Annotated in this window: 23 protein-coding genes and 1 riboswitch; of the genes, 13 read left to right on the top strand and 10 right to left on the bottom strand. The window is 72.4% G+C overall.

Annotated elements, in window-relative coordinates; genetic code table 11:
* Positions 1 to 3 precede the first annotated feature (3 nt).
* The 3 genes from metK (at position 4) to KIH74_RS08285 (ending at position 4024) form a co-directional block, all read left to right on the top strand.
* Positions 4 to 1194, top strand: a complete 1191-nt coding sequence (gene metK / locus KIH74_RS08295) for a methionine adenosyltransferase (protein ID WP_214155221.1) — start codon at positions 4 to 6, stop codon at positions 1192 to 1194.
* An 85-nt stretch (positions 1195 to 1279) separates the two neighbouring features.
* The gene (locus tag KIH74_RS08290; RefSeq protein ID WP_214155220.1) at positions 1280 to 3451 is read left to right on the top strand and encodes a primosomal protein N'; all 2172 of its coding nucleotides are present in this window, start codon (positions 1280 to 1282) and stop codon (positions 3449 to 3451) included.
* A 75-nt stretch (positions 3452 to 3526) separates the two neighbouring features.
* Positions 3527 to 4024 carry a hypothetical protein gene (locus KIH74_RS08285; RefSeq protein WP_214155219.1) on the top strand — a complete coding sequence of 166 codons (498 nt, stop codon included), beginning with the start codon at positions 3527 to 3529 and terminating at the stop codon, positions 4022 to 4024.
* A gap of 8 nt (positions 4025 to 4032) precedes the next feature.
* On the opposite strand, the gene KIH74_RS36055 is transcribed toward KIH74_RS08285, so the two are convergent.
* The 4 genes from KIH74_RS36055 to KIH74_RS08265 are packed head-to-tail and all read right to left on the bottom strand — an operon-like array spanning position 4033 to position 7515.
* Positions 4033 to 4818 carry an ABC transporter permease gene (locus tag KIH74_RS36055; protein WP_214155218.1) on the bottom strand — a complete coding sequence of 262 codons (786 nt, stop codon included), beginning with the start codon at positions 4816 to 4818 and terminating at the stop codon, positions 4033 to 4035.
* The gene (locus KIH74_RS08275) at positions 4815 to 5609 is read right to left on the bottom strand and encodes an ABC transporter permease (protein WP_214155217.1); all 795 of its coding nucleotides are present in this window, start codon (positions 5607 to 5609) and stop codon (positions 4815 to 4817) included. Before KIH74_RS08275 ends, KIH74_RS36055 begins: the two co-directional genes overlap by 4 nt.
* Positions 5606 to 6427 (bottom strand): ABC transporter ATP-binding protein, encoded by an 822-nt coding sequence (locus KIH74_RS08270; protein ID WP_214155216.1) that lies wholly within the window; start codon positions 6425 to 6427, stop codon positions 5606 to 5608. The genes KIH74_RS08275 and KIH74_RS08270 overlap by 4 nt, the downstream gene beginning before the upstream one ends.
* Entirely contained in the window at positions 6424 to 7515 is a 1092-nt protein-coding gene (locus KIH74_RS08265) for an ABC transporter substrate-binding protein (RefSeq protein ID WP_214155215.1), read from the bottom strand. The genes KIH74_RS08270 and KIH74_RS08265 overlap by 4 nt, the downstream gene beginning before the upstream one ends.
* Before the next feature lie 161 nt (positions 7516 to 7676).
* Between KIH74_RS08265 and def the strand changes: the two genes are divergently transcribed.
* Genes def through KIH74_RS08250 form a run of 3 tightly spaced genes read left to right on the top strand, consistent with a single transcriptional unit; the run spans position 7677 to position 10794 of the window.
* Complete coding sequence (gene def / locus KIH74_RS08260) at positions 7677 to 8222, top strand: peptide deformylase (protein ID WP_214155214.1); 546 nt, start codon at positions 7677 to 7679, stop codon at positions 8220 to 8222.
* Positions 8223 to 8254: 32 nt separating this feature from the next.
* Positions 8255 to 9262 (top strand): methionyl-tRNA formyltransferase, encoded by a 1008-nt coding sequence (gene fmt, locus KIH74_RS08255; protein WP_214155213.1) that lies wholly within the window; start codon positions 8255 to 8257, stop codon positions 9260 to 9262.
* Positions 9259 to 10794, top strand: a complete 1536-nt coding sequence (locus tag KIH74_RS08250; protein ID WP_214155212.1) for an RsmB/NOP family class I SAM-dependent RNA methyltransferase — start codon at positions 9259 to 9261, stop codon at positions 10792 to 10794. The genes fmt and KIH74_RS08250 overlap by 4 nt, the downstream gene beginning before the upstream one ends.
* 22 nt (positions 10795 to 10816) lie before the next feature.
* On the opposite strand, the gene KIH74_RS08245 is transcribed toward KIH74_RS08250, so the two are convergent.
* Positions 10817 to 11227 (bottom strand): PPOX class F420-dependent oxidoreductase, encoded by a 411-nt coding sequence (locus KIH74_RS08245; protein ID WP_214155211.1) that lies wholly within the window; start codon positions 11225 to 11227, stop codon positions 10817 to 10819.
* A gap of 94 nt (positions 11228 to 11321) precedes the next feature.
* On the opposite strand from KIH74_RS08245, the gene rpe reads away from it, so the two are divergent.
* The 6 genes from rpe (at position 11322) to KIH74_RS38445 (ending at position 15565) form a co-directional block, all read left to right on the top strand.
* Positions 11322 to 11981, top strand: coding sequence for a ribulose-phosphate 3-epimerase (gene rpe / locus KIH74_RS08240; RefSeq protein ID WP_214155210.1), 660 nt, complete (start codon positions 11322 to 11324; stop codon positions 11979 to 11981).
* Between the two features lie 129 nt (positions 11982 to 12110).
* Positions 12111 to 12240: riboswitch (FMN riboswitch) on the top strand.
* 118 nt (positions 12241 to 12358) lie between these two features.
* The gene (locus KIH74_RS08235) at positions 12359 to 13009 is read left to right on the top strand and encodes a riboflavin synthase (protein WP_214155209.1); all 651 of its coding nucleotides are present in this window, start codon (positions 12359 to 12361) and stop codon (positions 13007 to 13009) included.
* Complete coding sequence (locus tag KIH74_RS08230; RefSeq protein WP_214155208.1) at positions 13006 to 14313, top strand: bifunctional 3,4-dihydroxy-2-butanone-4-phosphate synthase/GTP cyclohydrolase II; 1308 nt, start codon at positions 13006 to 13008, stop codon at positions 14311 to 14313. Before KIH74_RS08235 ends, KIH74_RS08230 begins: the two co-directional genes overlap by 4 nt.
* Complete coding sequence (ribH, locus tag KIH74_RS08225; protein WP_214155207.1) at positions 14310 to 14792, top strand: 6,7-dimethyl-8-ribityllumazine synthase; 483 nt, start codon at positions 14310 to 14312, stop codon at positions 14790 to 14792. Before KIH74_RS08230 ends, ribH begins: the two co-directional genes overlap by 4 nt.
* A gap of 45 nt (positions 14793 to 14837) precedes the next feature.
* Complete coding sequence (locus KIH74_RS08220) at positions 14838 to 15101, top strand: phosphoribosyl-ATP diphosphatase (RefSeq protein ID WP_372492014.1); 264 nt, start codon at positions 14838 to 14840, stop codon at positions 15099 to 15101.
* Positions 15102 to 15103: 2 nt separating this feature from the next.
* Positions 15104 to 15565 carry a PH domain-containing protein gene (locus tag KIH74_RS38445; RefSeq protein ID WP_214155206.1) on the top strand — a complete coding sequence of 154 codons (462 nt, stop codon included), beginning with the start codon at positions 15104 to 15106 and terminating at the stop codon, positions 15563 to 15565.
* A gap of 7 nt (positions 15566 to 15572) precedes the next feature.
* On the opposite strand, the gene KIH74_RS08210 is transcribed toward KIH74_RS38445, so the two are convergent.
* From KIH74_RS08210 to KIH74_RS38440, 4 genes are read right to left on the bottom strand one after another with little or no spacing between them, the layout of a single operon-like run.
* Complete coding sequence (locus tag KIH74_RS08210; protein ID WP_214155205.1) at positions 15573 to 15851, bottom strand: Rdx family protein; 279 nt, start codon at positions 15849 to 15851, stop codon at positions 15573 to 15575.
* Positions 15851 to 16606: a DsbA family protein gene (locus KIH74_RS08205; RefSeq protein WP_214155204.1), complete on the bottom strand. Its 756-nt coding sequence runs from the start codon at positions 16604 to 16606 to the stop codon at positions 15851 to 15853. Before KIH74_RS08205 ends, KIH74_RS08210 begins: the two co-directional genes overlap by 1 nt.
* Before the next feature lie 27 nt (positions 16607 to 16633).
* Complete coding sequence (locus KIH74_RS08200) at positions 16634 to 17227, bottom strand: DoxX family protein (protein WP_246572036.1); 594 nt, start codon at positions 17225 to 17227, stop codon at positions 16634 to 16636.
* An 11-nt stretch (positions 17228 to 17238) separates the two neighbouring features.
* Positions 17239 to 17850 (bottom strand): nucleoside/nucleotide kinase family protein, encoded by a 612-nt coding sequence (locus KIH74_RS38440; protein WP_214155202.1) that lies wholly within the window; start codon positions 17848 to 17850, stop codon positions 17239 to 17241.
* Positions 17851 to 17874: 24 nt separating this feature from the next.
* On the opposite strand from KIH74_RS38440, the gene hisF reads away from it, so the two are divergent.
* Positions 17875 to 18645: an imidazole glycerol phosphate synthase subunit HisF gene (gene hisF / locus KIH74_RS38435; RefSeq protein WP_214155201.1), complete on the top strand. Its 771-nt coding sequence runs from the start codon at positions 17875 to 17877 to the stop codon at positions 18643 to 18645.
* 64 nt (positions 18646 to 18709) lie between these two features.
* Here the strand turns inward: hisF and KIH74_RS08185 are convergent, their stop codons facing one another.
* A complete protein-coding gene (locus KIH74_RS08185; protein ID WP_214155200.1) occupies positions 18710 to 19345 on the bottom strand; it encodes a TIGR03085 family metal-binding protein in 636 nt (211 codons plus the stop codon).
* Between the last annotated feature and the right edge of the window lie 116 nt (positions 19346 to 19461).

The raw sequence follows: 19461 nt of genomic DNA, 5'->3' as shown, positions 1-19461 counted from the left end.
GCCGTGTCCGATCGTCTGTTCACCTCTGAGTCCGTCACCGAGGGGCACCCCGACAAGATCTGTGACCAGATCAGTGACGCGGTTCTCGATGCTCTGCTGGAGCAGGACCCGACCTCGCGGGTCGCCGTGGAGACGATGGTCACCACGGGTCTGGTGCATGTCGCCGGTGAGGTGACCACCAAGGCTTATGCCGACATCCCGTCGATCGTGCGCAAGACGATCCTGGACATCGGTTACGACTCCTCGACCAAGGGGTTCGACGGGAACTCCTGTGGTGTCGAGGTGTCGATCGGTGCGCAGTCGCCGGACATCGCGCAGGGTGTCGACACGGCGTACGAGGCGCGGGTCGAGGCGGGTGCGGACCCGCTGGATCTCCAGGGCGCCGGTGACCAGGGTCTGATGTTCGGTTACGCGAACGACGACACGCCCGAGTTGCTGCCGTTGCCGATCTGGCTGGCGCACCGGCTGGCCGAGCGGCTGACCGAGGTGCGGAAGTCGGGTGAGGTTCCGTATCTGCGTCCGGACGGTAAGACACAGGTGACGATCGCGTACGACGGTGACCGGGCGGTGCGTCTCGACACGGTGGTGGTCTCGAGCCAGCACGCGGCCGACGTGTCGCTGGAGAACCTGCTCCAGCCGGACGTGGTGGACCACGTGATCAAGCCGGTGCTGGACCGGGTGCAGATCGACACGTCGGACTACCGGTTGCTGGTGAACCCGACCGGGCGGTTCGAAGTGGGTGGCCCGATGGGTGACGCCGGCCTGACCGGGCGCAAGATCATCGTGGACACGTACGGTGGTTTCGCTCGTCACGGTGGTGGCGCGTTCAGTGGCAAGGACCCGTCGAAGGTGGACCGCTCGGCCGCGTACGCGATGCGGTGGGTGGCCAAGAACGTGGTGGCGGCCGGGCTGGCCAGGCGGTGCGAGGTGCAGGTCGCGTACGCGATCGGCAAGGCGCAGCCGGTGGGTCTGTACGTGGAGACGTTCGGTACCGAGACCGCTCCGGTGGACCGGATCACCGCGGCGATCCGTGAGGTGTTCGACCTGCGTCCGGCCGCGATCATCCGGGATCTGGACCTGCTGAAGCCGAAGTACCACCAGACCGCGGCGTACGGGCACTTCGGCCGCAATCTGGAGGGCATGACCTGGGAGCAGACCGACCGGGTCGACGCCCTGCGCTCGGTCATCGGCTGAGTGGTTCTCCACAGCTGAGCACTTTCCACAGCGCGGCCGTCACCGGAAACGGTGACGGCCGCGCGTGCTTTAGGTTGAGTTCATCATGAGCACCGACGGCGACCAGCTGGAACTGCTCCGGGCCGCCACCCGGGGCCGCAAGCCCAAACCCCCCGCGCCGGCGGCGGCCGAGCTACCGGTCGCCCGCGTCACCGTCGACGTGCCGTTGCCCCACCTCGACCGGGTCTTCGACTACCTGGTGCCCGAGCCGATGTCGGCCGCCGCGCAGCCCGGGGTGCGGGTGCGGGTGCGGTTCGGCGGGCAGGACGTCGAGGGATACCTGCTGGAGCGGGTGGAGGCCTCGGACCACCAGGGCCGGCTGGCGCCGTTGCGGCGGGTGGTGTCGCCGGAGCGGGTGCTGACCCCGGCGGTGCTGCGGCTGTGCCGGGTGGTGGCCGAGCGGTACGCGGGCAACCTCACCGACGTGCTGCGCCTGGCGGTCCCGCCCCGGCACGCCCGGGTGGAGCAGGCACCCCGCCCCGAGCCCCTGCCGCCCTTCGGGCAGGAGGACGGTCCCGTGGACGGGGCGGTGGTCTCACCCATCCCGATAACAGGCTGGGAGCAATACCGCGCCGGTCCCGCCCTGCTCGCCCGGATCGCCGCCGGCGACGCCCCCCGCGCGGTGTGGACCGCCCTGCCCGGCCCGGCCTGGTGCGACGACCTGGCCGCCACGATCGCCGCCGCTCTGCGGGCCGGGCGCGGATCGCTGGTGGTGCTGCCCGACAAGCGTGACGTGGACGCCCTCGACCGGGTGCTCACCCGCAGGCTGGGGCAGGGGCGGCACGCCCGGCTGGAGGCCGATCTCGGCCCGACCACCCGCTATCGCAACTTTCTGGCGCTTTCCCGGGGCGACGTGAAGGTGGCGATCGGCACCCGGGCCACCGCCTTCGCCCCGGTGCACGACCTGGGCCTGGTGGTCATCTGGGACGACGGCGACGAGATGCACTCCGAGCCCCGCGCCCCGTACCCGCACGCCCGCGAGGTGCTGGCCGTGCGCGCCGGGCTGGAGGGGGCCGCGCTGATCGCCGGTTCCTGGTCGCGGTCGGTGGAGTGCGCGGGCTGGCTGCGCACCGGCTGGGCCCGGCCGGTGGTCGCGGACCGCCGGGTGGTGCGCGACGCCTGGCCCCGCATCCAGGTGGCCGCCACCGCGGTGGGGGGTCGCGACGACCCGTCGGCCCACGGTCGCCTGCCCGGCCCGGCCTGGCGCGCGATCAGCGACGGGCTGAAGCGCGGCCCGGTGCTGGTGCAGGTGCCCCGGGCCGGCTACCTGCCCGGCCTGGCCTGCCAGGACTGCCGTCACCCGGCCCGCTGCGAGCACTGCCACGGGCCGGTCGGGCTGCCCCGCTCCGTGCCGAAAGACCAGGCGAGCCTGCCGGAGTGCCGGTGGTGCGGCCGGGTGGCCGCGGCCTGGCGCTGCCAGAACTGCCAGGGCCGGCGGCTGCGCGCCACCACGGTCGGGGTCGGGCGCACCGCCGAGGAACTCGGCCAGGCCTTCGCCGGCGCCGCGGTGGTGGTGCCGCAGGCCGACGGGCCCACGCCGCACGTGCCGCCGAACGCCCTGGTGGTGTCCACCCCGGGCATCGAGCCGGTGGTCGAGGGCGGTTACGCGGCGGCCGTGCTGCTCGACGCCGGCCGTCTGCTGGAGCGGCCCGACCTGCGGGCGAGCGAGGACGCGCTGCGGCGCTGGCTGGGCGCGGCGGCTCTGGTGCGGCCCTCGGCCGCCGGGGGAGCGGTGATCGTCAGCGCCGATCCGCAGGTTCCGGCGGTGCAGGCGCTGATCCGTGTCGACCCGGGCAGCCAGGCCGACCGGGAGTTCGACGAGCGCGCCGAGCTGGGCTTCCCGCCCGCGGTGGTGATGGCCGACGTGACCGGCACAGCCACCGCTGTGAACTCGCTGGTGCGCATCGCCCGGCTGCCCGAGGGCACACAGACGCTGGGGCCCACCGAGGTGCTGGTCGCCACCCCGGCGGCGGAACCCCCGCCGAAACCGCGCGAACCGCGTCGCCGGTTGCCCCGCACCGCTGCCCTTTCGGGCCTCGAAGAACCGGTCAAGGAAGCCGAGGAGATCGACGAGACCCAGGTGCGGGTGTTGTTGCGGGCGTCCCGGAAAGATCTGGCCGTCCTGGCCCGGGCCCTGCATGAGGCGGCGGCGATCCGCAGCTCACGGCGTGAACCCGGGGCCACCCGGATCCAGCTGGACCCGCTGAACCCCGGCTGAACTCCGGGTGATGCGTGGCGGATGTCTCGCCAGGACCGCCCGCCCGCCGTAATGTCGGACGCAGAGGTGATGGAGATGGCCGAGAGGGAGTTCCGGATCGCCTACTCGCCGGGCATGCGCCGGCTGCTGGGCGGGCTCGGGTGCGGGCCCCGGTTCAGTGGTGTCCTGGTGACGGAAGACGCCGTGCAGGTCCGGCTGGGCTGGGCGTTCCAGGCCACCGTGCCACGGCACGCGATCGCCTCGGCCGAGCCCGACGACCGCGAGGTGCTCAGCGTCGGCGTGCACGGCTGGCGGGGCACCTGGCTGGTCAACGGCTCGCGCCGCGACCTGGCCCGGATCCGCCTGGGCGTCGGGGTGCACGCCCGGGTGCTCGGGGCGCGGGTGCCGCTCACCACTCTGTACGTCAGCGTGGAGGAACGCGACGAGTTCATCCGGCTGATCCGCCCGAAGACCCCGGGCCCGGGCACCCAGGGCCGGGTGTCGCGCGCCCGGCGCATCCGTCTTCCCTCGCCCGGCCTCAAGCCCGGCCTGGCGCGCGACGTCGGTGTGATGACGAGCGACTCCGGCACCTGATCCGGGCGTCAGGCCTCGCCGAACCGGGCCAGCACCAGCTGCTCGATCAGCCCCAGCACGGTGTACAGCAGCACCGACACGGCGGTCAGCACGATGATCGAGGCCCACAGGTGGTCGTAGCCGAACGCCCCGATGTCGCGCAGGATCTCGCCGCCCACGCCCTTGCCGGTGGCCAGCCACTCGGCCACCAGTGCCCCGATCAGCGCACCCGGCACCGAGATCCGCATGGCCGCGAACAGCGAGGGCAGGGCGGCCGGCAGGGCCACCTTGCGCAGGGCCGTGGCCCGGCCGCCGCCGTAGGCCTCCACCAGGTCACGTGCCTGCGGGTTCACCGAGCGCAGGCCGAACACGACCGTCACCAGCGCCGGGAAGAACACCACGATCCCGGCGATCACCGACACCCCGGCCAGGCCACGCCCGAACACCAGCGTGATCAGCGGGGTCATCGCTACCAGCGGCACCGAGCGCAGCAGCATCGCGACCGGCAGGAAGGCCTGCTCGACGCTGCGGGACAGCACGAACACGACGGCCACCAGCAGCGCCACCACCAGGCCTCCGCCGAAGCCGAGCGACGCGTCCTTCAGCGTGACCAGCAGCGGCTCCAGCACGTCGGTGCGGTTGGCGGCGGCGTCAGCATCGGTGAACAGGTAGGCCCAGACCGCCGCCGGGTCCTTGCCCACCAGCGGGTTGACGTCGAAGGCCCGCAGGAACGCCTCCCAGGCCGCGACCGCCACCACGGCCGAGACCAGCAGCGGCGCCAGGGCCCGCAGCACCGCCCGGCTCACCCCGCTCACGACGCGGCCCCGCTCGACCACGGCGTGACGAACCGCGAGACCAGTGCGAAGAGGCCGTAGCCCAGACCGGCCAGCGCCCCGGTGACCAGCATCAGCGCCCAGGTGCGCGGCACCAGGTACTGCTGCTGCGCCACGGTGAGCACCACGCCCAGGCCGTTGTCGATGCCGCCCAGGTACTCACCGATGATCGCGCCCAGCATGGCGGCCGGTGCGGCGATCTTCAGGGCGTTCAGCACGTGGGGGAGGGCGGCCACCACCCGCACCTTGCGCAGCTGGGCGAACCGCCCGCCGCCGTAGGCCGCGACCAGGTCGAGGCTGGTGCGGTCGGCGGCCTTCAGCCCGAGCAGCGAGCCGATCAGGGTGGTGAAGAAGACCGACAGCGCGGCCAGGAAGACGGTGGGGGCCCGGCCGCCGAAGATCACCAGCACGATCGGGCCGATCGCGGTCAGCGGCATGCAGTAACTGATCACCGCGAGCTGTGTGGCCACGGTCTCCAGCGGCGGCAGCAGCAGGGCCAGGGCGGCCACGGCCAGCGCCGCCAGGTTGCCCCAGGCGAAGCCGAGAGCCGCTCCGCGCAGGGTGATCCCGGCGTTGGTGGCGTAGAAGTCCCAGCCGTCGTCACCCATCTGCCGCACCACCGCCCACGGGGTCGGCACCGAACCGGCGTCGGCGAACACGGTCGCCGCCAGCAGCCACCACAGCCCGACCAGCAGCACGGTGCCCACCAGACCACCGAGCCAGGCCGGATAGGCACGAACGATGGACGACGAGGAGCCCGGCTGCGCCGTCACATCGCACCCGTCGCCGCGCCGCCGGTGCCGAACAGCAGCTCGGACAGCCGGTCGGCCAGGGCGTGGAACTCCGGCGTGCGCATCATCTCCGGGGTGCGCGGCCGGGGCAGGTCGATCGGCACCAGTTCGACGATCCGGCCCGGGCGGGGGCTCATCACGGCCACCACGTCGGACAGGAACACCGCCTCGCTGATGCCGTGCGTGACCATCAGCGTGGTGGCCGGTTTCTCCGTCCAGATCCGCAGCAGCTCCAGGTTCAGCCGCTGCCGGGTCATGTCGTCCAGCGCCCCGAACGGCTCGTCCAGCAGCAGCACCGACGGCTTCACCACCAGGGCCCGGGCGATCGACACCCGCTGGCGCATGCCGCCGGACAGCTGGGCCGGGCGGGCCTTCTCGAACCCGGTCAGGCCGACCAGCCCGATCAGCTCGTCGATGTAGCCCGGGTCCACCTTCAGGCCCGAGATCTCCAGCGGCAGGCGGATGTTCGTGCGCACGCTGCGCCAGGGCAACAGGGCCGGGTCCTGGAAGGCGATGCCGAGATGGTGCCGGCCGCGCAGTTGCTGCGGCGTCTCGTCGTGCACCAGCGCCCGGCCCTCGGTGGGTGTCTCCAGCCCGGCCAGCACCCGCAGGATCGTCGACTTGCCGCAGCCGGAGGGACCGAGCAGCGAGAGGAACGAGCCCTGCGTCGTCCTCAAACTGGCGCCCTCGAGCGCGGTGACGGACCGCCGGCCCAGCCGGAAGGTCTTGCCCAGCCCTTCCAGGGTGATGCCGGCGGCGGTGGTGACCGGTTCGGTGCTGCCCGGCGCGGCGGACGTCATGCGCTCTTCAGGTCCGGGTTCTCGGCGTACACCTCGGCCAGCAGCGACAGGTCGAACAGCTGGTCGGCGGTGATCGTGGTGCCGGCCAGGGCGAGCAGCTCGATGTTCGCGTCGATCAGCTCCTGGGTCATCGTGAACAGGCCGTTGGCCTCGGTGTCCTCGCTGACGATCAGGTCGTTCTGCGCGGTGGCCTCCTTCACCTGCTCGTCCAGCTTCAGCCCCTGGTCCTTGCCGAAATTGTTGACGGCGAGGTCGGCCGACTCGTCCGGGCTCGCGACCGCGTCGCGCCAGCCCTGGATCTCGGCCTTGAGGAACGCCTTGACCTTCTCCCGCTCGTTGTCGATCGAGTCCTGGAGCACGGTGAAGGTCTCGGCCACGAACGGCAGCTCGTGGTCGGCCATCAGGAACGTGGTGACCTCGAAACCGCGCGAGGACAGCAGGATCGGCTCGTTGGTGATGTAGCTCATGAAGCCGGAGACCTCGCCGGTGGTGACCACGGTCGGGTCGAACTGCACCGGCACGATCTCGACGTCCTTCTCGTCGATGCCGTTGGCCTTCAGCAGCGCCGCGAAGATCACCTGGTTGGCGCCGGTCTGCACACCGATCTTCTTGCCCACCATGTCCTGCGGCGTGGCGATCGGGTCCTTGTCGATGGACAGGATGCAGAACGGGTTCTTCTGGTAGGTCGTGCCGACGATCTTCAGCGGCGCGCCCTCCAGGACCGCCGGGCCGGTGACCGTGGGGGTGGACAGCCCGACGAAGGCCTTGCCGGTGGCCAGCGCCGACTCCGCGCTGGTGCCCGACGCGCCGCCGGCCAGCAGCTCCACCTTCGAGAAGCCCGCCTTCTCGTAGTAGCCCTTGGTGGTCGCCATGTACTCGCCGGCGAACTCGATGTTCTTGATCCACGACAGCTGGATCGCGATCTCGCCGAAGTCGCCCGACGCGCCCGTCGTCTTGCCGGCGGCCTCGGAGTCCGAGCCGCAGGCGGCCAGGAACGCGCTACCGGTGAGCGCCAGCGCCCCGGCCTGGAACAGACGGCGCCGGCTCAGCGGGCTACCGGTGGGCGGGAGGGGGCGGCTGGTGGTCATCGGGCTCCGATCGGCGGTGCTGGCTGTGACATCCGGATTCCGGAGGGTAGGAGCGCCTGGTTGCGACGGCGTTTCCGGATGTTCCGGAACGGTTACCGATGAAATGCCGGATCCGTGGGCGATCGGCCCGGCGGTTTGCGGTCGCCCCGTAGACTCGTGCGGTGCCTATCCAGAACATCCGCCTGTTCGGCGACCCCGTGCTCCGCTCCCGGGCCGAGCCGGTCGTCGATTTCGACCGTGAGCTGCGCACCCTGGTCAAAGATCTGGAAGACACCATGCTCGACGCGCCGGGCGCCGGTCTGGCGGCCCCGCAGATCGGTGTCGGGCTGCGGGTGTTCACCTACTACGTGGACGGTCAGCTCGGTCACCTGATCAACCCGGACCTGGACCTGTCCGACGAGCAGCAGGACGGCGGCGAGGGCTGCCTGTCGCTGCCCGACCTGGTGTTCGACACCAAGCGCTCGCTGCGCGTGGTGGCCAAGGGCTTCGACCAGCACGGTGAGCCGGTCACGATCGAGGGCAGCGAGCTGCTGGCCCGCTGCATCCAGCACGAGACCGACCACCTCGACGGCATCCTGTTCATCGACCGGCTCGACCGCGACACCCGCAAGCTCGCGCTGAAGGCGATCCGTGAGGCCGAATGGGCCGGTGGCACCCCGCCGCAGGTCAAGGTCAGCCCGCACGCCACCTTCGGGCGCGCCATCTAGATCGTTCCGAGAAACGTCAGCGAGACTCCACCGTGCGCATCATCGTCGCGGGCACCCCTGAGGTGGCCCTGCCGTCCCTGGAGGCGATCCACGCCTCCGACCACCAGATCATCGCCGTCCTGACCCGGCCCGACACGGTCGCCGGTCGTGGACGCCGGGTCTCCCGCTCGCCGGTCGCGCAGTGGGGTGACGAGCACGACCTGCCGGTGCTCCAGCCGGTGAAGCCGGGTGATCCGGAGTTCCTCGACGAGCTCGGGCAGCTCGCTCCCGACTGTGTGGCCGTCATCGCCTACGGCGCACTGGTGCCGCAGCGTGCCCTCGATGTGCCCGTGCACGGCTGGATCAACCTGCACTTCTCGGTGCTGCCCGCCTGGCGCGGCGCGGCCCCGGTGCAGCACGCCCTGATCGCCGGTGACCAGGTCACCGGCGCGTCGGTGTTCCAGCTGGAGAAGGGCCTCGACACCGGCCCGGTGTTCGGCGTGATGACGCAGACGATCCGCCCCCGCGACACGGCCGGCGACCTGCTCGGCCGGCTCGCCGACGGTGGCTCGGCGCTGCTGGTGGCGGCGCTGGACGCGATCGCCTCGGGGTCGGCCGAGGCCCGGCCGCAGCCCGACCAGGGGGTGTCGCTGGCGCCCAAGATCACCACTGAGGACGCGCAGGTGAACTGGAACCTGACCGCGGTGGCCGTGGACCGGCGGGTGCGCGGCTGCACGCCGGCGCCGGGCGCCTGGACCACGTTCCGCGGCGACCGGCTGGGCCTGGGCCCGGTCGAGCCGGTGCCCGAGGCCGAGCCGGTCCTGGCACCGGGCGAGCTGCACGTGCAGAAGAAGGCGGTGCTGGCCGGCACCGCGTCGGGCAATGTGCGGCTGGGCGAGGTGCGACCGGCGGGCAAGAAGGCGATGGCCGCCGTCGACTGGGCGCGTGGCGCGCGGCCGGGTACCGGTGAGCGACTCGGAATCACGGACGACGGAGAGGCCGGGCCGGTCTCCCCGTCGTCCACCGGATCGGCCGTCGCGGCGACCGGGGGTGCCTCATGAGCAAGCAGGCTCCGGCCGGCCGCCCGTCGCGGCCCCCGCGCCAGGCCGGAAAATCCGGTCGTGCCCGTGACTCCCGGGAGGGCTCGCGGCCTTCCGGGGGCCGTCCGCTCGCGGTCGACCCGGCCCGGGCGGTGGCCTACGAGGTGCTGCGCGCGGTCACCGAGCGCGACGCCTACGCCAACCTGATCCTGCCCGGCATGTTGCGCCGGGCCCGGCTGCGCGGCCGGGACGCCGGTCTGGCCACCGAGCTGGCCTACGGTGCCCTGCGCGGGCGCGGCAGCTACGACGCGATCATCGCGGCGGGCACCGACCGGCCGGTCGCCGAGATCGACCCGGCGGTGCTCGACGCCCTGCGTCTGGGCGCGCACCAGCTGCTGCACATGCGGGTCCCGCCGCATGCGGCCGTGTCCACCACCGTCGACCTGGTGCGCTCGGTCAGTGGGCCGGGCGCGTCCCGGTTCGCCAACGCGGTGCTGCGCCGGGTGGGCGAGCGCGACGTGGACGAGTGGCTGGCCCGGGTCGCGCCGGACGCGCAGGAGAACCCGGACGGGAACCTGGCCGTCACCTACTCGCACCCGGAGTGGATCGTGCGCGGGCTGCGCGACGCGCTGCGCGGCACCGGCCGCCCGGCGCAGGAGCTGCCCGAGCTGCTGGCCTCGCACAACGCCCGGCCCTCGGTGGTCGCCGCCGCGCTGCCCGGCCTGTCCGACGTGGCCGAGCTGACCGAGGGCCCGCACGCCCGGCCGGGGGTGCTGTCGCCGGTCGCGGCCGTGCTGAAGGGCGCGCCCGACGAGATCGCCGCGATCCGGCAGGGCCGGGCCCGGGTGCAGGACGAGGGCAGCCAGCTGGTCGCCCTCGGGGCCGCCGCCGCGCCCACCACCGGACCCGACCGGGGACTGTGGCTCGACCTGTGCGCCGGCCCGGGCGGCAAGGCGGCGCTGCTGGCCGCGCTGCTGTCCGAGCGGCACGCCGCCGGTCTGGTGGGCGACGACGCCGAGCTGGTGGCGGTGGAGTCGGCGGAGCACCGGGCGGGTCTGGTGCAGCAGTCGCTGGCCGCGATCCGCTGCGCCTACGACGTGCGGGTGCGTGACGGCCGCACCGTCGGTGAGGCCGAACCGGGGCGCTACGACCGGGTTCTCGTCGACGTGCCGTGCACCGGTCTGGGTGCGCTGCGGCGCCGCCCGGAGTCGCGCTGGCGCCGCGCCCCCTCCGACCTCACCTCGCTGGCCCCGTTGCAGCGGGCGCTGCTGGAGTCGGCGCTGGCCGCGGTCCGGCCGGGCGGCGTGGTGGCCTACGCCACCTGCTCGCCGCACCCGGCCGAGACCCGGATGGTGGTGGACGACGTGCTGCGCGGTCGCGACGACGTGGAGCGTCTCGACAGCCCGGGCGTGCTGCGCGACCTGATCGGCTCGCGCCGTCTGCCCGGCCACGGTGACGAGCTGTTCCTCGGCGACGGCCCGGCCGTGCAGCTGTGGACCCACCTGCACGGCACCGACTCGATGTTTCTGAGCCTGCTGCGGCGCCGCGCCTGATCGGCCGGCTCCGCCGGAGTGGTCAGTCCGGCGGGGCCTCGCCGTCCAGGCCGAAGCTGATGATCCGGTGCGGGTGGATCCGGATCAGCTCGCCCGACCTGCCGCCGTCGGCGGGCACGCCGCGCAGGGCCTCGGCCGTGCCGCGGATCTCCACCATCCGCACCCGCCAGGGGTCGCGCGAGGCGATGTCGTCGATCACCAGCGAGACCGCCGGGTTCTTCTCGACGTTGCGGAACTTGCGGGAGTCGCCGAGGTTCCAGCCGCGGATGTCGACGGTGCCCAGCTCGGCGTTGTGCGTGAAGCCGACCGGGCTGTTCTGCGGGGCGCCCCGGGGGTCCACGGTCGCCAGCCGGCCCAGGGTCTGGCCGGCCAGATAGGCCAGGATCTGCGGGGTCAGCTCGTCGTGGCCGGTCTCCGGCCGGGATGTGGTCATGGAGCGATCCTCGAAGCTCAACCGAGGTTGAGGTCAACCCTGAGGACCGAGGCCCCTGCGACGGGCAGCCAGATCCGCACTAGGCTTTGCCGCCGTGGGCATCCAGATCTCTCCCAGCATCCTGAACTCCGACTTCTCCCGGATCGGCAGCGAACTCGAGCGCATCGCCGACGCCGACTGGGCGCACGTCGACGTGATGGACAACCATTTCGTCCCGAACCTGACGCTCGGCCTGCCGGTGGTCGAGTCGATCCTCAGGGTCTCGCCGGTCCCGGTGGACTGCCACCTGATGATCGAGGACCCGGACCGCTGGGCCCCGGCCTTCGCCGAGGCCGGCGCCAAGAGCGTCACCTTCCACGCCGAGGCCGCCGGCGCCCCGCTCCGGCTGGCCCGTGAGCTGCGCCGGGCCGGTGCCCGGGCGGGCCTGGCGGTCAAGCCCACCACGGCGATCGAGCCCTACCTCGAGCTGCTGCCCGAGATCGACATGCTGCTGATCATGACGGTCGAGCCGGGCTTCGGCGGTCAGCCGTTCCTGGAGTCGATGCTGCCGAAGATCCGCCGCACCCGGCAGGCCGTGAAGGATTCCGGGCTGGACGTCTGGATCCAGGTCGACGGCGGCGTGTCCGCGGCCACGATCGAGCGGTGCGCCGAGGCCGGCGCCGACGTGTTCGTGGCCGGCTCTGCCGTGTACGGCGCCGACGACGCCGCGGCGCGCATTTCCGAGCTGCGGACGCTGGCGCAGAAGGCCTGCTGAGGCGGCAGATCGTTACGGTCGGCCGGTTTTCGTCGTCCCTGGTTCACCCGTCCGGCCCTGACCGGACCACCCCGGCATTCCTGGGAACAAGGTTCGGTGGCAGACTGTTGGCCGAACAGCAACAAGACAGTGCGTGCTCCGGGGTCGGTGAAATTCCGAACCGGCGGTGACAGTCCGCGACCCGTCCGCCTCGGCGGCCGGTTGACCTGGTGGAATTCCAGGACCGACGGTTAAAGTCCGGATGGGAGGCAGCACGCGGTGCCGTCGGCGTTCCCTTGGGGGATGCCGCGGTGCCGAACGACGCGTCGGCCTGTGGCCGGCCTCTGCCCGCGTCGTGACCCCCGGAGCCCGCGACACACGCGGCAGGAGGGTCACCGATGTTCACCGGGATCGTTGAAGAGCTGGGCCAGATCGTCGAACTCGTGCCCGGGGCGGACTCCGCCCGGGTCACCGTGCGCGGCCCGGTGGTCACCTCCGACGCCGTTCCCGGCGCGTCCATCGCGGTCAACGGGGTCTGTCTCACCGTGGTCGAGCTCGCCGGTGACACCTTCACCGCCGACGTGATGGCCGAGACCCTCGAGCGGTCCTCGCTGCGCACCGCCGGGCCCGGCTCGCCGGTCAACCTGGAGCGCCCGCTGAAGGCGGACGGCCGCTTCGGCGGCCATGTCGTGCAGGGCCACGTCGACGGCACCGGCGCCGTCACGGAACGGGTGCCGGGCGACCGCTGGGAACTGGTCCGGATCGCCGTCCCGGCCGCCCTGTCCCGCTACGTGGTGGCCAAGGGCTCCATCACCGTGGACGGCGTCTCGCTGACCGTGGCCGATCTCACCGACCTCCCGGCCGCCTCCGGCGGCGGAAGTGTCGTCACCGTGTCGCTGATCCCGGAGACTCTGGCGCGCACCACCCTCGGGCGCCGGGCCGTCGGTGAGCCGGTCAACCTCGAGGTGGACGTGCTGGCGAAGTACGTGGAGCGACTGAACACCGCTCCCGTCCCCACGATCACGGAAGAGACGGTGGCGACACGATGAGCGACCTGCGGGTGCACGCGCAGACGATCTGGGACGGGCCCGCCCTCGACCTCGACCCGGTCGAGAAGGCCGTTGAGGCACTGCGTTCCGGGTTGCCCGTGCTGGTCGTGGACGATGCCGACCGGGAGAACGAGGGCGACGTGATCATGGCCGCCGTCAACGCCTCCCCGGAATGGGTGGGCTGGACGATCCGGCACACCTCCGGCGTGCTCTGCGCCCCGATGTACGACGACCGCGCGGACGCCCTCCAGCTGCCGCACATGGTCGAGCGCAACCAGGAGTCGCTGCGCACGGCCTACACCGTGTCCGTCGACGCCCGCTCCGGCATCTCGACCGGGATCAGCGCGGCCGATCGCTCGGTCACCCTGCGGCTGCTGGCCGACGGCCTGACCGTGCCGGAAGACCTGGTGCGCCCCGGCCACGTGTTCCCGCTGCGGGCCCGGCCGGGCGGGGTGCTGGAACGCCGTGGCCACACCGAGGCCGCCGTGGACCTGTGCGTGCTGGCCGGCCTGCCGCCGGTCGGGGTGCTGGCCGAGGTGGTCGAGGACGCCGGTCCGGTCACCCGCCTGCCCGGCCTGCGGGCGCTGGCCGACACCCACGGGCTGCCGCTGATCAGCATCGAGGACCTGGTCGCCTATCGCGAGCGGCACCCGGGCGCGGTGCCCGAGGGCCCGGCCGGCACGCCGCCGCGGGTCCGCCGGGTGGCCACCAGCCTGCTGCCGACCGATCACGGCGACTTCCGGGCGCTGGCCTATCGCGACATGCTGACCGGCCACGAGCACGTGGCGCTGGTCGCGGGGGAGCCCGCCGCCGCCGGGGCGCTGGTGCGGGTGCACTCGGAATGCCTGACCGGCGACGCGTTCGGCTCCCGGCGCTGCGACTGCGGCCCCCAGCTCGACGCGGCGATGGACCGGGTGGCGGCCGAGGGCGGCGTGGTGATCTACCTGCGCGGCCACGAGGGCCGGGGCATCGGCCTGCTGGCCAAGCTCACCGCCTACCAGTTGCAGGACTCCGGCCTGGACACCGTCGCGGCCAACACCGCGCAGGGCCTGCCCGCCGATGCCCGCGAGTACGGCGCCGCCGCAGCCGTTCTCGACGACCTCGGCCTGGACTCGATCCGCCTGCTGACCAACAACCCGGCCAAGCTCACCGGACTGGCCGAGCACGGCGTCACGGTGACCGAGCGGATCGGCCTCCAGGTCGGCGTGAACCGGCACAACCAGGCCTACCTGACCAGCAAGCGGGACCTCATGGGGCACCAGCTCGACGACCTGAACAACGACACAGCAGGAGGACGACGATGAGTGGCGAGGGCGCGCCCACGATCACGGTGGAGGGTGGCTCGCAGCTGCGGGTCGGGCTGGCACACGCGGGCTGGCACGAGCAGGTGATGAACGGGCTGCTCGACGGCGCTCGCCGGGGTCTGGCCGACGCCGGGGTGAAGGACGTGGTCGAGGTGGCGGTGCCGGGCAGCTTCGAGCTGCCGGTGGCGGCCGCCCGGCTGGCCGCCGCCGGCGTCGACGCGGTGATCGCGCTCGGAGTGGTGATCCGGGGCGGCACACCGCATTTCGACTACGTCTGCGAGGCCGCCACGAACGGTCTGACCGACGTCAGCGTGCGCACCGGGGTGCCGGTCGGGTTCGGGGTGCTCACCTGCGACGACGAGCGGCAGGCCCTGGACCGGGCCGGTCTGCCCGGCTCCCGGGAGGACAAGGGGCACGAGGCCGCCACCGCCGCGGTGGCCGCCGCACTGGTGCTGAAAAACCTGCCGCTGCCGGTGTGACGGCCTGACGTCGGGCCCGGGCGTCTTCACGGATAGTCTCTGGTTGTGAAGACGTTCGAGGCCCTGTTCGCCGAGTTGACCCAGCGCGCCGAGACCCGACCGGAGGGCTCCGGCACGGTCGCCGCCCTCGACGCCGGGGTGCACGCCATCGGCAAGAAGGTGGTCGAGGAGGCCGCCGAGGTGTGGATGGCCGCGGAGTACGAGTCGAACGAGGCCGCCGCGGAAGAGATCTCGCAGCTGCTCTACCACCTCCAGGTGATGATGATCGCCAAGGGCATCAGCCTCGACGACGTGTACAAGCACCTGTGACCGTGTCGTCCCGCGATCAGGCCGTCGCCGACCTGCACCGCCCGTTCGTCTCCCGGCGCGGCCGGATCATGGCCTGGGCCGGGGGGATCGGGCAGGCACTGGCGCTGACCGCCTGCGCACTGCTGCTTCCCTGGTCCGGGCCGAACGTGGTGGGCATCAAGGACCGGATCGGGATGCTGGTGGTCGCCGCGATCATCGGCTGGGCGCTGAGCCGGTTCGGCGGGGTGCGGGCCGATCCGTCGGCCGAGGGCCTGGTGGTGCGCAACCTGCTGATCACCCGGAACCTGAGCTGGGCCGAGATCGAGGGACTGCACTTCTCCGGCGGTGACCCGTGGGTCACGCTGGCCACCGCTGACGGCGACCCGGTGGCAGTGATGGCCGTGCAGAGGGCCGACGGTGAGCCGGCCCGGGCCGAGGCGGAGCGGCTGGCCACGCTGATCGCGTACCACCACCGCTCCGCCTGAGTCGCCTCTAGTTCTTCTTCCGGTCGGCGTGACCGAGGTCGTGACCGGGTGCGGCGAGATCCCGCACCCGGCGCTTCACCTCGACGATGTCGGGAGACCCGCCGTCCTGCTTGCGGTCCCACACCAGCGTCTCGCCCACGTGCACGCGGAACACCCCACCGGTGCCCGGCACCAGCGCCACCTCGTCCAGCTCGGTGCCGAACGTCTGGAGCAGTTCCTGCGCCACCCAGGCCGCACGCAGCAGCCAGTTGCACTGCGTGCAGTAGGTGACCGAGACCCTCGCCATTACTTGGCTGCCGCCAGCGCCTTGTCCACGGCGGTCTTCAGCGACGCCGCGTCCAGGCTCTCCAGGGCGGTGTCGTTGATCTTGACCGTCGGGGTGCCGGAGACGCCCGCCTGGGAGGCCGCGTCGGTGACGTCGGCGGTCCAGCCCTCGTAGGTCATGTCGTCCACGGCCGTCTTCACCGTCGCCTCGTCCGCCCCGGCCTGCACGGCGTAGTCCACCAGCTGGTCGTCGGTCAGGCCGGCGCCACCCTCTTCGGGCTGGTTCTCGAAGAGCAGGTTGTGGAACTCCAGGAACGCGTCGGGGGAGGAGTTCACGACCGCCGCCACCGCGTTCAGCGAACGGGTGGAGTAGTCGTCGGTGGAGGCGCGGTCGAGGAACGCGATCGGCCGGTACTGCACCTGCACGTCGCCGTCCTTGACGTACTGGGCGAGCTGTTCCCGGTTGGCGGCCTCGAACTGCGCGCAGTACGGGCACTGGAAGTCCTCGTAGACGACGACCTTGACCGGCGCGCTGTCCTCGCCGTCGACGATCGAGTTGTCCGTGCCGATGTTCGCCGGGGTGGCGTCGGAGACGGACTTGTCGTCGCGGCTGGCGTTCTGCACCACCACGAAGCCGACGACGATCACCACCGCCAGTGCTGCCACGATGCCGCTGATCAGCAGGTTGCGCCGCCTGGCCTCGGCCTTGGCGGCCTGGGCGCGCATCTCGGCGACCTTCGCCTGACGCGCATCCCGGGTCGAGCGTCCGCTCGCCATGTCTGTGACTCCGATCGTCTCGCTTGTCTACGTCTGCCGCGGGGCGGCCGGGGTGTCCTCGGGGTCGTCGATCTCGTCCGCGTCGATGTCGGCGAGGTCCGCGTCACCGGCGGCCGGGCCCGGGTCGGTCACGGTCAGCCCGAGCGCGGTGTCCAGTGAGAACCGGCCCGCACCGCGGCGGAACAACCACACGCAGGCGAGCATGATCGCGCCGTTCAGCACCAGCTCACGCACGTATCCGGGCACCGGGTTGCTGGTGAACCCGCTGTTGCCGAAGCAGCCGCACTCGATCTGGAGGCCGCGCGCCCAGGCCGAGGCCACGCCGACGAAGAACGCCAGGCTGATCAGCCCGGTCACCACCGAGACCACCTTGGTCAGCACGCCGGCCACCAGCAGCACACCGACGATCAGCTCGACCACCGGCAGCGCGGTGCCGACCGTGGGCACGACCGCCTCGGGCAGCAACTGGTAGTTGCGCACCGAGCGGATGGTGTCGTCGATGTCCTGGAGCTTGGCCCAGCCGGTGTAGAGGAACACCCCACCGGCGAGCAGCCGCAGCACCAGGCCGACCCACTGTCGTCGCCCGTCCGTCAGGAACCCCGAAGATTTCTCGACCCGCATGGACACGCGGGTCAGCGTAGACCGCGAGCCTGGACAGAACCTGGAAGGAGCAGCAGGTCTGCCCGGCCGGCCGGTGCGTCGCTGCGGAAATAGCGTTGTTCCTGGGCCGCCCAGCGTTGCCAGTGGGGCCGATAGCCCTCCCCGTCCCGGGCCATCGCACGATCATGTCTGACCTGTTCAGGGGCGTCCACGACGATCAGCGCCGACACCATCGGGGCGGCCAGCAGGGCGCCCGCGCCGACACCCTCGGCAATGGTCACCTCTTTCACGGGCACAAGGTCCTGAATCGGGCCGTAGCGGTCGGCGGTCCAGTCCCAGCGGGCGTACCGGGCCGGCTCGCCGCGCAGCAGCGGCGGCAGCACCTCGGTGGCCAGGCGGACGGTGGCGGCCTCGAGCCCGTCCCAGCCGGGGTACAGATCCTCCATCCGCACCAGGGCGGCCAGACCAGGGCCCAGGGCGGTGAACAGCTCGTCGGCGAGCGTCGACTTGCCGGCCCCGCTGGGCCCGTCGACGGCCAGCACCGTGGTGGCCGCGCCGGCCGGGCGCCGTGCCCGGGCGTGGTCGGCCAGTCGCAGCACGTGGTCGGCGACCTGCTGCGACCACAGCCGGGAGCCGGGGATCACCCGGCGGACACTACGCTGTCGCCCGTGCCGGTTGCCGTACGAGTCATCCCCTGCCTGGACGTCGACGCCGGGCGCGTCGTCAAGGGCGTCAACTTCGAGGGCCTGAGAGACGCCGGTGACCCGGTCGAGCTCGCCGCCCGCTACGACGCGGAGGGCGCCGACGAGCTGACCTTCCTCGACGTCACCGCCTCGTCCTCGGGGCGCGAGACGATGTACGACGTGGTGTCCCGCACCGCCGAGCAGGTCTTCATTCCGCTCACCGTGGGTGGTGGCGTGCGCTCGGTCGACGACGTGGACCGGCTGCTGCGCGCCGGGGCCGACAAGGTCGGCGTGAACACCGCGGCGATCCAGCGGCCCGAGCTGATCGCCGAGGTCGCGCACCGCTTCGGCGCCCAGGTGCTGACGCTGTCGGTGGACGCCCGGCGCTGCCCGCCGGGCACGCACACGGCCTCCGGTTTCGAGGTGACCACGCACGGCGGGCGCAAGGGCACCGGCATCGACGCGGTCGACTGGGCCGCGCGCGGCGCCGAGCTGGGCGCCGGCGAGATCCTGCTGAACTCGATGGACGCCGACGGCACCAAGGCCGGGTTCGACCTGGAGCTGCTGCGTCTGGTGCGCGACGAGGTGGGCGTGCCGCTGATCGCCAGCGGCGGGGCCGGCGCGGTGGAGCACTTCCCGCCGGCCGTCGCGGCCGGTGCCGACGCGGTGCTGGCCGCCAGCGTGTTCCACTTCGGCCAGCTGACCATCGGTGACGTGAAGGACGCGTTGCGGGCAGCGGGCACCGCCGTCCGCTGACACCCCTCCAATCATGGACGACGACGACCGCGCGCGGCGGTCGTCGTCCATGATTGGAGGCTCGTCAGGTGCGCATGGGGGCCGCGCGGAACCGGGCGACCTGCTCCTCGGAGCCGATGATCTGCACCCGGGCGTGGTCCTTGCGGCCGAACAGGTACATCGCGATCTCGCCCGGCTCGCCGGTCAGCACCACGCCCCCGACGCCCTTACGCATCTCGGTGGGCTGACCGCCCGGCACCTGGAGGCTGACGGGCATGTCGGCCCGGCGCAGCATCAGCTTGCCGAAGACACCGCTGATCGTCTTCCAGAACGCCGCCTGCCGCTCGCCGGGCAGCTCGCGCGGCTGCCAGTCCGGCACCGCCCGGCGCACGTCCTCGCAGTGCACGAAGTGCTCCAGCAGGTTGGCCCGCTCGTCCACGCCCGGCAGCCCGAACGGTGACACCCGCGGCGGGCCGTTGCGGAAGGTGGCGACCAGGTCGGCGTAGGGACGTGCGGTGTGGTCCTGCTCCTGCTGCGCGGCCCAGCTCTTCAGCGGGGCGATCCCTCCGGCCAGCCGCACGTGCGGGCGGCCCTCCCGGAGGACGAGATGGGCGGCCAGGTCGGTGGTGGTCCAGCCGGAACACAGGGTCGGAGCGCCGGGACCGGCCTCGGTGAGGGCGTCGGCGAGAGCCTGCCGTTCCGCTGCGGAATGCGAGGGCATGCGCTCACCTTGACACAGGAGGCGATCACCGACGACGTGACGTTCGGCCCGATTGGGATCGGTTGCGCGTTCGCGATTCTGTCGGTGGTGGCGTCTAGATTCCTGGATCGGGCGGA

The organism is Kineosporia corallincola, assembly GCF_018499875.1.
Taxonomy (GTDB): Bacteria; Actinomycetota; Actinomycetes; order Actinomycetales; family Kineosporiaceae; genus Kineosporia; species Kineosporia corallincola.
The sequence above is the reverse complement of the archived record's forward strand: the minus strand, read 5'-3'. Positions and strand labels throughout refer to the sequence as shown.